The sequence below is a fragment of the Candidatus Ozemobacteraceae bacterium genome (genome assembly GCA_035373905.1).
Lineage (GTDB): Bacteria > Muiribacteriota > Ozemobacteria > Ozemobacterales > Ozemobacteraceae > MWAR01.
This window is the reverse complement of record DAOSOK010000027.1, coordinates 14,315-26,514: the sequence shown is the minus strand read 5'-3', so window position 1 is coordinate 26,514 and position 12,200 is coordinate 14,315. Positions and strand designations below refer to the sequence as shown.

Genomic DNA, 12,200 nt, shown 5'->3' with positions numbered 1-12,200 from the left:
GGGAAATCGTCACGGTGCGAAGAAACTCATGCGCTTGCCCTGGAACATTTGACGCTTTCCGTGTTTATCATTAAAATTTTGAACATACTGAAGATTTCGCTGTAGTGAAGGAGAATTTTGATGAGGCGCCAATCCAGTTTTGCTCTCAATGCTTTGCTGGCCTGTCTGTTCGTGTGCCTCTCCGTGCCTGCTTTCGCGTTCAACATCGGCGACCTGCTGGGTGAGGTGTCAGGCACGCTCGACCGTGCCGATGCGGCGATTCAACAGACATTCGGTGGTTCGTCACCTGATGCTCTCGCAGCCGCCAAATCCTCCGTCTGGGACAAAGTCTTCGGCGGACTCGAAAACAGCTGGGAGAACAAGGCGGGCGCCGAAGGACACGAGGCCCTCAAGAAAGATCCCGGCTTCGTCAAGGATGCCGCGATGCTCAACCGGCTCGGAGCGGTTGCGAAAAAACTGGTTCCGGTCTGTGAGCGGAAGGAACTCACCTACCATTTCGCCGTTCTCGACAGCGACGAGCTGAATGCGTTCGCGCTTCCCGGCGGGTATGTCTACGTCACGAAGGGCCTGATGAAAGCGGCCGCGACGAATGACGAACTTGCGGCGGTCGTGGCTCACGAGCTTGGCCATGTGAACAAGAAGCACAGTATCCGTCAGGCGGAAAAGGCCGGGATCATGACTGCGGTCGTCGCTCTGATGACCGTCAACGATGAAGCGAAGAAATACCAGAAAGCTGCGGCCATCGCCGCGTATTTCGCCAACCTGAAATTCTCCCGCGTCGACGAATACGAGGCCGACCGGTGCGCCGTCGATTACTCCAGCAAGGCCGGGTTCGATCCGAACGGCCTGATCACCTTCTTCAACCGCATCAACAGCGACAATGCCCTGACAAAGGTGACCAAGTATTTTTCGACTCACCCCCCGACCACAGATCGCATCAAGGCCGCCCAGGAAGAAATCAAGAAGATCGGCGGCAAGGTCACCGCGCAGGCGACGACCAAGACGACGTCGAGCGGCTCGGGCGCGTCATCGGGCACGACTTCCGCCAACGTTCCCGGCATAGGCGATCTCCCATCGGGGAACACGACGAAAACTACCACGACTTCAACCAAAACCACCTCGACCACCACCACAACACGATCGATGACCCTCCAGGAAGCTTACGAACGGTATCTCTTCGCCAAGCAGAATTACGAATTCAAGGTGGCCCAGCAGGCATCCACCGACGAGATCATGAAAGCCTTCAACGAATACCAGGCCGCCAAGGTCGAGTATCTGAAGCTTCGAAACGGCGTTGCCACGAGCCGTTGATTCCCTGCGGCAGAAACTTGGGCGATCCGGAGAAAAACCGGATCGCCCGTTTCGTTTCTTCCGCAATGAAAAAGCCCCCGACCTGCGGGGGCTCACCTATGGGCCGGAACCATCCTGTCAGACATCAGCGCGCATAATGCAGTGTTCGAGATGCCGGCGGTCGGCGTCCGTGAGGGTGAGCGTTCGCTCGTAGCGAGAAACGATTCGACGGCAGCTGCCGCAGTCCGTCGAAACATGCCGGTAAAGGGCAAGCAGTTCCTGGAGAGACATCGCTTCCACCTCCGGTTCGTCCGAATTTTACTCCTCACTCAATATATCGGCGTGCAGCGATGAATTCCTTAGCCGCTCGGAATACGCGGAAGACAAAATGCGCCGATCCGGCCCTGTCGAAGGGCTGGATCGGCGCATTTCGCGCCCGGGATCAGCTCAGTGCTGGTCGGTGGAGACCGGGATGATGTCGACCCAGTGGCGGTTCAGGCGGTGAGCGAACTTCACCTTGCCTTCCGCGAGGGCGAACAGCGTGTCGTCCTTGCCGATGCCGACGTTCTTGCCCGGGTTGATCGGCGTGCCGCGCTGGCGAACGATGACGTTGCCGGCCTTGACGAGCTCGCCGTCGAATTTCTTGGTGCCGAGTCTTTGCGGATTGCTGTCTCGGCCGTTGGTCGATGAACCTGCACCTTTTTTGTGTGCCATAATTTCAGCCCCTTTCGGAAATTCCGTTATTTCATGACTACCGTTTCGGGATGTGCTTCCGCAAGTCTTCTGAACCCATATCGAAAAACCTGCGATACCACCGACGCGATTTCGCGCCTCCCGACGGGAACGCCCAGCGACACATCACAGAAGCCATCGCCGGTGTTCCCGGTGATTTCGGCTCCGACCGCGCTCTCCATGCCGCCCAAATAGGTCAGCAACAACGCGGATACGGCACCGCACACCGGGTCGTTCCCTCTGCCTCCCTGGCCGGCATGACCGCTGACGCGGATCCGCTGCCGGTTCCCTTCGGCGGGAGGGAACTCGACAACGACCATCAGGCCGTGATGTCCTCGATCACGATCGAGGTGAAATCCTGGCGATGACCGTAGTGACGACGATAATTCGTCTTGTTCTTGTATTTCAGGCCGATGATCTTCTGACCGCGGCCATGGCACACGACCTTGGCCTTCACGTTCACGCCCTTCAGATAGGGCTGACCGACCTGCACCTTCTCGCCGTTCTTGATCATGAGAACGCGATCAACGGCGAACGTGGCATTGGGCTGCTGCTCGAGTTTCTCGCAGCGGACACGCGAGCCCTTCTCCACGGAAAATTGCTTTCCACCAAGTTCAATGACGGCAAACATGAGTTTGTACCCCCTAGAAATATGAACCGAGAGACCATAAACCTAGCATAGATCAAGCGCTGTGTCAACACGAGCACCGCCGGAAACGCAAATATTATTGCGGATCCGTCGAGAAAGAATATCACAAAACCGTCGCTCGCGCATCTCGTGTCGGGGCCTCACTTCCCGAGGTTGCCCTGGCGAATCCGCTCGAGAAGAGCATCGCGGATGATGCCACCTCGAGGATGGAGGCCGCGGACGCGGGTGAACTCGTCGAATCCGTCGCCCCCCTTGGCGAGGAAATCGTTGAGGGCGATCGGATACTCGGCATCGGGAACGACGGACTTTCCTTCGAACACCGCGGAGAGATTGCCGGCAACCCGGTCGATATGCAACCCGTGGATGCAGAGTTCCGCATCCCTGTGATCGGTGCCCTTCGCGATGAGAGAGAGCAGGTCTTTGCCGGAAATGCGCCCGATTAGAATCTGGTGATTGAATGGAAGAACCTGATATATATCTTTAAATACAATATTTCCAGCTGGAAGATCGGCCCTCAGACCCCCGGCCTGGAAAACGACGATCGGGCAGCCAGAAACATCGGATACGGCTTTGCAGAGCTGCTCTCCGAGGTGGTATAGCCCGTCCGGGCCTCGTTTTCGGAGAAACTCGCGGGGGCTGACGCCGACCGGCCGAGCCGCGATCTCTTCCACCATGCGGCTCCAGGAGGCGACGACGGAGTCGATGTCCGGGGCGGACGGCCACGAGGCCGGATCGAGGAGGACCGAATCGTAGCTGAAGGAGGCGATCGTGCGGGTTGCCGGATCGAAAGCCAGGGTCAGGGCACCCATGTGAGAACCGTAGCCCCGGGTCTGCATGATGAATGTTTTGCCGGAGCGAACGGGCTGGGTAAGCTGGTGATCGGTATGCCCGCCGATGATCACATCGAGGTCGGGAACCGCTCGAGCGATCTCGAGATCGGTGTCGTGGCCGCAGTGACTGAGAAGAATCACGAGGTCGCAGCCGCGCTCGCGAAGCTCGGCCGCGACACGGCGTGCGGCCGAGGCCGGGGGCTCGAGAACGAGGTCGGCGATGTGTTCGGGATACGTCAGCGTCGGCAGTTCGGACGTCATGACGCCGGTGATTCCGATCGTCAGCGAGCCGATGCGAGTTACGAGAGATCGTCGCCAGGGAACGCCAGGCCCGGTCAGATTCGCGCAGACGATCGGAAAGCGGGATGACCGTACCGACTCGTTCAGCGCTTCCCGCCCGTAATCTAAATCGTGGTTGCCGATCGTGGCCGCGGTATAGGAGAGCGCGTTGAATAGATCCGTCATGGCCTGGCCGCGCGAAAAGTTTGCCTCCATCGTTCCCTGGAATCGGTCGCCGGAGTCGAGCTGGAGCCAGCGGATTCCCTGCCTGACCGCCCTGAGCTTGTACTGCTGAAAAGCGCCGACAAGTGCCTGGGGCCCGCCAAGCATCGGGGGATTCTCCTTTGTCATCCAGAGGGCCGATGTCGGCCGTATCGAGCCGTGCCAGTCGTTCGTGTGCAGAAGCAGCAGCTGCTCGGCGCCGACCGCTTGGGTCGAAAAGGAGAGGAGAAAAAGTGCAGCCAATCGTTTCAGAGATCGAATCATGTTGGGGAATCCTTCGGAAAATGGTCTGAACAGATGCCGACATGATAGCGATTCATGCAGGCCGAAGACAAGACGGCGGCCAAATCTTTCGACTGGCCGCCTTGCAAAACGACTCGAGGTTATTTCACGCCCGTTTCGATGGGAAACTCGGTTCTGGCGGCCCATTCGGTCCAGCCGCCGTCATACCAGGCGACATTCTCGTAACCGAGCAGCCGGCGAAGGACGAACCAGGTCTGACTTGCCTGGTGGCCCGTTCGGCAATGAACGATGAGGCGGGCGTGCCTGTCGCCGACAAGCTTTTCATACGCTTCCGCGAGATCGGTCAGTGGTTTGAGGCTCACTCCGACCGTTCCGGAGGCGAGATCTGAGGAGAACGGCCTGTTGCGTGCGCCGGGAATGTGGCCGGCACGGGCTTCGTCCGACCTGGCTCTCGTGTAGAAGTCGGCTGGACGGTTTTCCGCTTTCCAACGTGCCCAACCCCCGTCCAGGATCGAGTATCGCGTGTGGCCAAGCCGCTCGAGGGCGATCGCCACGAGAGTCTCATCGTGGAGTTTGTCTCCGTGAACGATGACGACATGCGTTTCTGGAACGATGCCCATCGCGCCGAACTGGCGCGCCACAGGTCGGCCGGAAGCAGAATTGACGGAACGCCGCCCCTGACGCCGCGGAGGCTTTCCGGGTTGAGCGATACCGAGCCCGGAATATGCGACGTGTTGTATTCCGGCTGGGGCCGCGTGTCGATGACCCAAAGATCGCCTGCGGAAAAACGCTGGGCGAGCTGTTCCGTCGAGATCAGCCCCGGCTTCGTTTCCGCGGTGGAATCCGGTTGGGAGACGGCGGCGGAAGAAGGTGCAGACGGCTTCCCGAGGAAATGGCGGCGCCATGCCAGGATGCGCAGACGATCGGCCTCGGAAACGGGCTCGCTTCGCAGCGATGCGGGCTTCGATCAACTCCGAGAGCCAGAAGGCGGCGACGCCGGTTGCGGTGAACAGCAGGGCGAACGCCCCCTTCGTGATGCCGAGCGTGTCGAAGATATGCACGGTGCCGCTCAGGCCAAGGGTGTATAAGGGCCTGACGTGCTCGAACAGCTCGTTGAACAGGATGCTTCCGAGAATGGAGCCGATGAGAAAAAGCAAGGCGCCGAGCCGCCCCGACGCCGAAGATCCCGTCGAGGGTGTGGCCCGGCGTCTCGAGAAACCGGAGCTTCGCCGTGCCGACGGTCAGGGCCGACGCGTCGTCCAGCGGTTCGTGCGGATACGCCGCTCCGCCTTTCCGGCTCGCGTAGAGGGGGCAGTTGAACGCTTTCGGCTCCTCCATGTGGCTGGCAACGAAATCCGCGTGCGAATGCGTCAGAAAGACGCCCTTTACCGCGCCGCCGGCATTGGAAACGGCTTTTTCGTATGCCGCGATGTCGCGGCCCGGATCGACGAGAAGTGCTTCGTTCCCGCTGACGAGCAGATGCGAAAAGTGCGAGAGAACCGCCAGGTTGAACTGGATTATCTTGAAGCCCGGGCCTTCGTAGATCTCGATCGGAACATGCGTGGCGGCATCGTCACCATGACTTGCCGACTCGCCGTCCTTGATGGCGCCGGCGGCTTACAGCGGCAGGGTGAAACCTGACGCGAGCAGCCATGTCAGGACGGCAACGCGAAACAGGGAACGTGATTTCCGGGCGTGCATCTCGACCTCCGTGAATATGGAATGATTCATATACAAAACTCCCGGGCATGCGAAAGAGCGGCGGACTCAAAAAAAGGCTGAGCGAACGCGAGTTTTTCCGGCCGGGCCTTCGCCCGACCGGAAAACGCGTGTGTCAGTGGTCTAAACCGGAGATTATTCTTCCGATTTGTTCAGTTTGAGCTGGCTCTTGGGTAGCCGCTTGGTGCAGAAGAACCAGTCGTAGCAGTGATACCCGTCACCGGCGTTGCTGACGCGCTCCTTGGCGGAACCGCACGATCCGGGGGGCGGCACGATCACGTCATCGCCGGGTTGCCAGTCGGCGGGAGTGGCGACGTTGTGGGTGTCGGACGTCTGCATGGCGATCAGAAGCCGCTTGAGCTCCTGAAAATTGCGGCCGTTCGAGAGCGGATAGTATATCATTGCACGGATCTTTCCGTTCGGATCGACGAAGAAGACGGCCCGGACGGCCTTCGTGTCGGCTGCGTTGGGGTGGAGCATGCCGTATTTCTTCGCGATATTCATCTTGATGTCGGCAATGAGGGGGAACGTGACCTCCATGTTCCGCATGTTGCGGTACTGGATTTTCTCCTTGATCGTCCGCAGCCAGGCGATATGGCTGTAAAGGCTGTCGATCGAAAGGCCGATCAGCTCGCAGTTGAGGGCTTTGAACTGGCTCTGCATGCGGGCGAAGGTCATGAACTCGGTAGTGCAGACAGGCGTGAAGTCGGCCGGGTGGCTGAAAAGGATGACCCATTTGCCCTTGTAATCCTGCGGGAAGTGGATCGTTCCCTGCGTCGTCTCCGCCGTGAACTCGGGCGCGGGATCGTTGATCAGCGGCAGGGTCGTCTCTTGAGCAAGGGCGGGAAACGCGGCGTGAAACGACAGAACAACGAGAACAAATACGGACAGCAGTTTTCTCATCGGAATATCCTCCTCGATATTTTCACGAAGCTTTTGCAGCTTTCGCGTCATAGCGATCAGGATACGAGAATGGTGCGTGTGGTGTCAAATCAATATGTTGTTCGGTATAGTATTATTATATATGTGGTAATATTGAAATCTGCAGCGTGAAGCGCCCGTTCACCTTGCGCTTGTCGAAGGGGGGAGTCCTCGATACTCGACGGACTCGGCACGAACGGAAACTCGAAATCGGCTTTTGGTATCCCGCCTCACATGCGAGTTCAGGCGACTCGGGAAACCTTCCGATGCGCCTCGGCGAGGCGTGCGAGCGCCGACTCGTCGAGCGGGTTCTCCCAGTAGCCGCCCTGCTTCGTGCTCGAGCCGATGATCCAGGCGTCGGCCTCGGCATACGCGGCGGCGTTTTCGGGGGTGATGCCCGAGCCGATCGCAACCGGGAGTTTCGTGGCTTTCTTCACCTCGGCGAGATGCGCCGGCACGGCGGCATGACCGGTGCTGAGGCCGGTCACGATCACGCCGTCGACGCCGAAAAACTCTGCGCCGTGCGCCCATTCCGTGAGATTCAGATCGGCCGTGACGGCGTGCGCCGAATGTTTCTTCTGAATATCGGTCCATATTTTGATGTGCGTCGCGCCGAGCCGCTTGCGCTCGCGCAGGAGTTCGGCGGCGCAGGCCTCGATCCAGCCTTCGTCCGCGACGTGGGCGAAAACGAAGCCTTCGGCCCGGATGAACTGGAGATCGGCCGCCAGCGCGACGGAAAGCGCTTCCATGTTTGCCCCCGCCAGGATCTGGATCCCGACGGGATACGCGGGGCCGACCGCGTCGCGCACGCGGAGCGCGACGGCGGTCATCGCCGCAGTGATCTCGGGCCCGACATGCCCTTTCAGATATGGCCTGTCGTGCATGTTCTCGAGCATGATGCCGCCGAATCCCGCTTTCTGGTAGGCCAGGGCTTCGGCAACGGCGATGTCGGCGATTTCCTTCAGACCATAGCGGCTGAACGGAGTGCCTGGAAGGGCATGAACATGGACCATGCCGAGAAGGAGCGGCGCCGGGGCCGCACAGGGAAAGCCGAAACGTGACTCGTTCATCACATCCTCCGTTGCCGCAGATATGCCGATCCTCTGGAAACGACTCGCGCGAAGACTACCACAAAATCTCTCGCACCGTCATCGGGCGACAGGACGAATCCAAGGGTATTCACTGCCGCTGGATCAAGGAACATCGAAGGATTTCATGTCTCATGGCGCATTCCCACGCGTCTGAAGATGAGCGGATACCTCGGTCTGCCGGTAAGGGGCGACATCGGGCGTGACGGCAGCAGGTTGGAATCGGCGATCGGCGATCTCGTGTTGCCCCTTGTGACCGGTTAGTTCTTCCTCTCGCCCCTGGGAAAGAAGGAGAAAAGGGTAGCTCCCACCATGTATGACAAAATCGCAGGCTCGGAAGAACGCTTCTCCTCCTGACGGTTTTGCAGGACATGATAGAATCGTGACATGCAACCAAAGCCTGACGTCATCAGAGTGCCGGTCGAAAGAATTCTGCCGCTTCGACAGAAAATCCTCCGGGCAGGCATGCCCGGCCTTTCGGCGCGATTCGACGGCGACGAGAACCCGACGACGGTACACCTCGGGGCGCTGATCGACGGCGCAATCGTCGGTTGCGTGACCTTCCTCGACTCGACGTATGAAGGCTCACCCGCATGGCAGTTGCGCGGCATGGCCGTCGATGCGTCATACCAGGGAGGAGGGATCGGCAGAATCCTCCTCGAAGAGGGAAAGCGGATCCTCGATGCCGTTGGTCCCCGGCGGCCCTGGTGGTGCAACGCACGCGAGGGGGCCGCCGGCTTCTACGAGAAGCTGGGGTGGAAAAAAGTATCCGACAGGTTTGAGATTCCCACCGTGGGGCCGCATTACCGCATGTTATTGAGCCCTGTATAACGAAAGCCGGTTTCGCGTTTCCGTTCGTGCCGGGCCTGTCGATGTGCGAGAGGCTTCCGCGCCTTTCGGCAAACTCAAGACAGGCTTCGACAAACCTCGATGGAACTGGACGCTTCCATTATAAATAATTCAAAATATAATGGCTGGCTTATTCCGGAAAAGTGAGGAGAACCTTCATCACCCCGCGCGTTGCTGCGTGCTTGAAGGCCTCTTCCGCGCGTTCGATCGGATACCGGCCCTCGATGAGGTTCTCGACGGGATACGTGCCCGTGGCGAGGGCGTTGAGAGCCCGCCGGAACGGGCCGCACCGCGAACCGACGACGGTGATCTCCTTGGTGACCAGCGGCGTCAGGCTGATTTCGTGCCGGCCGGCGATCGTCGATTTCATCACGATCGTCCCGCGCGGTCGCACGAGGCGGAGGGCCGCTTCCAGCCCCGTGGCCGAGCCTGTCGCCTCGACGACGAGGTCGGCATCGGCGAGGTCGCTTTCGGGAACGGCGGTTTCCACCCCCGGATACCGGATTTTCTGGAACACTTCGGGGTGATGCCCGACGAGAGCGGCCAACCCGGCGGTCTTGGCGAGGACCCAGGCACACAGGGTGCCCATTTTCCCCGCACCCAGAACGACGATGCGCATGCCCGACAGGATATGGACCTGCTCCGCGATCTCGAAGGCCGCGGCGAGTGGCTCGGTGAACACTGCCTGTTCGTCGGTCACCGAGTCGGGGATGGTGTGAAGGTTCTCCACGGGCAGGACGAACCGGTCGGCGAAACACCCGTCGATGCCGTCGATACCGAGCACCCGGCGCCTGCCGCAATGCTTCGTCATTCCCGACCGGCAGCGCTGGCAGGTCGTGCAGCCGATGTTGATCTCGCCGACGACCCGCTTGCCTAGCAGCAGCGGGGAATCAGCCTCGACGACTTCCCCGACGAACTCGTGGCCGGGGACTCCCGAAAACTGCCTGTATCCGCGGAGCAACTCGAGATCGGTGCCGCAGATGCCGACAAGGCGAGGCTTGATCAGCGCCCAGCCCTCGGGACGTTGTGGTTCCTGCCGGTCGCCGACGAGGTGTATTCGGTCTTTGTCTATCAGCAAAGCTCTCATCTGAGCCTCCGGGTGAGATATAATAGTATATGATATAAGTTGCCGGCGTCAGTCGTTCTTTCTGGAAAGAACGTCGGCGAGGCCTTCGGGGTGGACGGTGGCCTCGAGTTCTCTGACGAGGGCCGAATCCTTCCTGATTTTTCCGCTTTTCACCGGGAAATCCTTCCCGCTCTTCGTGGTCGCTTCGAAATCGAACGACGGATCGCACGGAAGCGGTTCGATCCCGTCGAGATCGAGGCGGAAGGGGTGAATCAGCTCGTTGCGTCGCGCGATGAGACGCTCGATGGCGGCTTTCTGGCAGAAGACCGGCCAGCCGCACTCGGCGAAGATGCGCTCATAATCGGCACGGGAGAGCCGGGCGATCCGGAGGGCCATCCAGCGCGCATCGGCCCAGGTGCAGGCGGTCCAGGAGCGGGGAATGTAGAGCGGGTGCATTTCGAAGTTGATCGTCGTGGCCTGCCAGGTGACGAAGGAGGTCTGGAACGAGTTGAGTTCCCCCGCCGATTTCCAGCTGCCTAGGACGTTTCCGAGGTCGCTCTGATACTCGACGTGCCTGTCGAACTCGCCGGTGCTGGGATTGAACAGGTAGGCGACGCGGGAGTTGTCGTCCTTCATGTCCTTGTGCTTGATCCAGCAGTTGAAAATCAGCGAGCCGCGCGCGACACGGTCCTCGACGGCGCCGAGCCGCGAGAGGGGCGAACCGCCGAGCCGCCTGATCGCCGGGTTGTAGAGAGACAGCTGGCATTCCTTGAACGTGACGAAATAGGCACCGATATATTTCGGATCGAGGGATTCGCGATCGGCCATCGCCTGGTCGACGACGCCGGTTCCGAGAACGCGGCCCTGCTTGTCTTTCAGAACCGGCGCGGCCAGGAGATACCGGTCGGCATGGAACTGGAATCGGGATGCGAGCAGTTTCGAAGACAGTTCGTGAAATGCGTGAACGGCGTCAGGGCTTGCTTTCGACGGTGGATCGAGAATGAGGATCGACTCTCCCGGACCGGAATAAAATTTCAGATCGCTGCACGTGCCGCCAAGGTCTATGTACAGACGGGTCATGGCGACGTCGGTATGGACCTCGTCGCCCCACTTGAGTTTCCACTTCAGGCCGAACCGGTCTTTAGTGCCGATTTTCGGGGAGGTGGCATCCTTGTCGACATCGTCGAAGAACAGCACGCGGCGGGCATACGACGGATCGAACCGGGCCAGCTTGGGGCTCTGTTTCCGTATCATCGCGACCATCTCGGCGAGAAACGCCTTGTAATGATCGCCGGGCACGACAGGACTGATGGCCGGATGATCGGTGCCAGGCTCGAGCCGCGAGATCTCGACCGGGGTCATCCGCGCGAGTTCTTCGAGGGAAACCGGCGCCTTGCCGCCTGGTTTGAAAAGGTGTGCAGCCTCTTCCTTCGCATTCCGTTCCCCGATCCGGTCTTCGGGGCCGTAGCATTGCGGAACGTTCAGAATGAGAGGGCCGCCAAGCATGCTCGTGGTGAAACGGATCTTGCGCTTGAGCTTGGGCTCGACCTCGCCGAGGTCGAGGTTCGCGAGGACACTGTAGTGAACGCGCTGAAGGCGGGTGAAGGCGGTGGCCGCTCCGACGTCACTTTTCGAGCCTGCAAGGCCTCTGGCATCCGAGAGCATCTTGTCGAAAGCCCCGAGATCGGCGTTCTGGGCGATCTTCTCTGACTTTTCCGCGTATTTTGCCTGAAGTTCCTTCAGCAGGTTCGCCCGCTCGGCTTCGAGATGACGTATGAACACCTCGACGTTGGCGGGCGAATACTCGAGTGCCTCGTAGTTGACGACCTCCTCCAGGGCGGCGTGGACGGACAACGGCATGAGCGCAAGCAGGGCAACGAGGGCGGGTCTGAAGATCCTCGACACGTTCATGTTTCCCTCCCGAAGATACCGAAATATGTGTTACCCGTTCGAATATACCATAAGAAAAAATGCGGGTTCTCGGGCGAGTTGTTGAAACCAACCGAATGAAAACCCTCCGTTCGCCCTGTGCTTGTCGTAAGGAGGGAGTCTCGCGCTTCCACGATAGGATCGGCACGAGCGGGAACGCGATGTCGGCTTTTGTCATGCCGGAATCGACAAGGGGAAGAGGTGCGTGAACGGATGAAACTTCAGACTGCGGCGCTTTCGCTTCCAGAAAAGAATCGGATCGGCCAGAAAATAGAAAATATAGGTTGCCTTGTCCCGACACTTCGTGTAATGTTTCACATACCAAAAAGCTGAAGTTGAATACAAGGCTTGTGATACCCCTTTTTTTGTTTGTTCCATGCGTC

Annotated in this window: 13 protein-coding genes; 3 read left to right on the top strand and 10 right to left on the bottom strand. The window is 59.7% G+C overall.

Going from position 1 to position 12,200, the window contains the following annotated elements; genetic code table 11:
- Positions 1–120: 120 nt before the first annotated feature.
- Positions 121–1,311, top strand: a complete 1,191-nt coding sequence (locus tag PLU72_13715) for a M48 family metallopeptidase (GenBank protein ID HOT29238.1) — start codon at positions 121–123, stop codon at positions 1,309–1,311.
- A gap of 117 nt (positions 1,312–1,428) precedes the next feature.
- Here PLU72_13715 and PLU72_13710 read toward each other — a convergent pair whose 3' ends face one another.
- The 6 genes from PLU72_13710 to PLU72_13685 all read right to left on the bottom strand — a co-directional run bounded on the left by PLU72_13710 (position 1,429) and on the right by PLU72_13685 (position 5,402).
- Positions 1,429–1,581: a hypothetical protein gene (locus PLU72_13710; protein ID HOT29237.1), complete on the bottom strand. Its 153-nt coding sequence runs from the start codon at positions 1,579–1,581 to the stop codon at positions 1,429–1,431.
- Between the two features lie 156 nt (positions 1,582–1,737).
- Positions 1,738–2,004, bottom strand: coding sequence for a 50S ribosomal protein L27 (gene rpmA / locus PLU72_13705; protein HOT29236.1), 267 nt, complete (start codon positions 2,002–2,004; stop codon positions 1,738–1,740).
- 26 nt (positions 2,005–2,030) lie between these two features.
- Positions 2,031–2,342, bottom strand: a complete 312-nt coding sequence (locus tag PLU72_13700; protein ID HOT29235.1) for a ribosomal-processing cysteine protease Prp — start codon at positions 2,340–2,342, stop codon at positions 2,031–2,033.
- Entirely contained in the window at positions 2,342–2,653 is a 312-nt protein-coding gene (gene rplU, locus PLU72_13695; GenBank protein ID HOT29234.1) for a 50S ribosomal protein L21, read from the bottom strand. Before rplU ends, PLU72_13700 begins: the two co-directional genes overlap by 1 nt.
- A 158-nt stretch (positions 2,654–2,811) precedes the next feature.
- Positions 2,812–4,266 carry a bifunctional UDP-sugar hydrolase/5'-nucleotidase gene (locus tag PLU72_13690; GenBank protein HOT29233.1) on the bottom strand — a complete coding sequence of 485 codons (1,455 nt, stop codon included), beginning with the start codon at positions 4,264–4,266 and terminating at the stop codon, positions 2,812–2,814.
- Positions 4,267–4,385: 119 nt separating this feature from the next.
- Positions 4,386–5,402: a rhodanese-like domain-containing protein gene (locus tag PLU72_13685; GenBank protein HOT29232.1), complete on the bottom strand. Its 1,017-nt coding sequence runs from the start codon at positions 5,400–5,402 to the stop codon at positions 4,386–4,388.
- On the opposite strand from PLU72_13685, the gene PLU72_13680 reads away from it, so the two are divergent.
- Positions 5,389–5,886: a hypothetical protein gene (locus PLU72_13680; GenBank protein HOT29231.1), complete on the top strand. Its 498-nt coding sequence runs from the start codon at positions 5,389–5,391 to the stop codon at positions 5,884–5,886. The genes PLU72_13685 and PLU72_13680 overlap by 14 nt on opposite strands.
- 213 nt (positions 5,887–6,099) lie before the next feature.
- Here PLU72_13680 and PLU72_13675 read toward each other — a convergent pair whose 3' ends face one another.
- Both PLU72_13675 and PLU72_13670 read right to left on the bottom strand, forming a co-directional pair.
- A complete protein-coding gene (locus PLU72_13675) occupies positions 6,100–6,867 on the bottom strand; it encodes a peroxiredoxin (GenBank protein ID HOT29230.1) in 768 nt (255 codons plus the stop codon).
- 260 nt (positions 6,868–7,127) lie between these two features.
- On the bottom strand, positions 7,128–7,955 hold the full coding sequence (locus PLU72_13670) for a BtpA/SgcQ family protein (GenBank protein ID HOT29229.1): 828 nt from the start codon (positions 7,953–7,955) through the stop codon (positions 7,128–7,130).
- 405 nt (positions 7,956–8,360) lie between these two features.
- Here PLU72_13670 and PLU72_13665 point away from each other — a divergent pair, with 405 nt between their 5' ends.
- Positions 8,361–8,804: a GNAT family N-acetyltransferase gene (locus PLU72_13665; protein HOT29228.1), complete on the top strand. Its 444-nt coding sequence runs from the start codon at positions 8,361–8,363 to the stop codon at positions 8,802–8,804.
- A gap of 148 nt (positions 8,805–8,952) precedes the next feature.
- On the opposite strand, the gene PLU72_13660 is transcribed toward PLU72_13665, so the two are convergent.
- A complete protein-coding gene (locus PLU72_13660; GenBank protein HOT29227.1) occupies positions 8,953–9,909 on the bottom strand; it encodes an alcohol dehydrogenase catalytic domain-containing protein in 957 nt (318 codons plus the stop codon).
- 48 nt (positions 9,910–9,957) lie between these two features.
- Positions 9,958–11,799, bottom strand: a complete 1,842-nt coding sequence (locus tag PLU72_13655) for a hypothetical protein (GenBank protein HOT29226.1) — start codon at positions 11,797–11,799, stop codon at positions 9,958–9,960.
- Positions 11,800–12,200: the final 401 nt, after the last annotated feature.

Coding starts and splice junctions, on each gene's coding strand:
- PLU72_13715 (HOT29238.1), top strand. CDS start 121: ATGAGGCGCCAATCCAGTTTTGCTCTCAATGCTTTGCTGGCCTGTCTG.
- PLU72_13710 (HOT29237.1), bottom strand. CDS start 1,581: ATGTCTCTCCAGGAACTGCTTGCCCTTTACCGGCATGTTTCGACGGAC.
- rpmA (HOT29236.1), bottom strand. CDS start 2,004: ATGGCACACAAAAAAGGTGCAGGTTCATCGACCAACGGCCGAGACAGC.
- PLU72_13700 (HOT29235.1), bottom strand. CDS start 2,342: ATGGTCGTTGTCGAGTTCCCTCCCGCCGAAGGGAACCGGCAGCGGATC.
- rplU (HOT29234.1), bottom strand. CDS start 2,653: ATGTTTGCCGTCATTGAACTTGGTGGAAAGCAATTTTCCGTGGAGAAG.
- PLU72_13690 (HOT29233.1), bottom strand. CDS start 4,266: ATGATTCGATCTCTGAAACGATTGGCTGCACTTTTTCTCCTCTCCTTT.
- PLU72_13680 (HOT29231.1), top strand. CDS start 5,389: ATGAGAAAAAGCAAGGCGCCGAGCCGCCCCGACGCCGAAGATCCCGTC.
- PLU72_13675 (HOT29230.1), bottom strand. CDS start 6,867: ATGAGAAAACTGCTGTCCGTATTTGTTCTCGTTGTTCTGTCGTTTCAC.
- PLU72_13670 (HOT29229.1), bottom strand. CDS start 7,955: ATGAACGAGTCACGTTTCGGCTTTCCCTGTGCGGCCCCGGCGCCGCTC.
- PLU72_13665 (HOT29228.1), top strand. CDS start 8,361: ATGCAACCAAAGCCTGACGTCATCAGAGTGCCGGTCGAAAGAATTCTG.
- PLU72_13660 (HOT29227.1), bottom strand. CDS start 9,909: ATGAGAGCTTTGCTGATAGACAAAGACCGAATACACCTCGTCGGCGAC.
- PLU72_13655 (HOT29226.1), bottom strand. CDS start 11,799: ATGAACGTGTCGAGGATCTTCAGACCCGCCCTCGTTGCCCTGCTTGCG.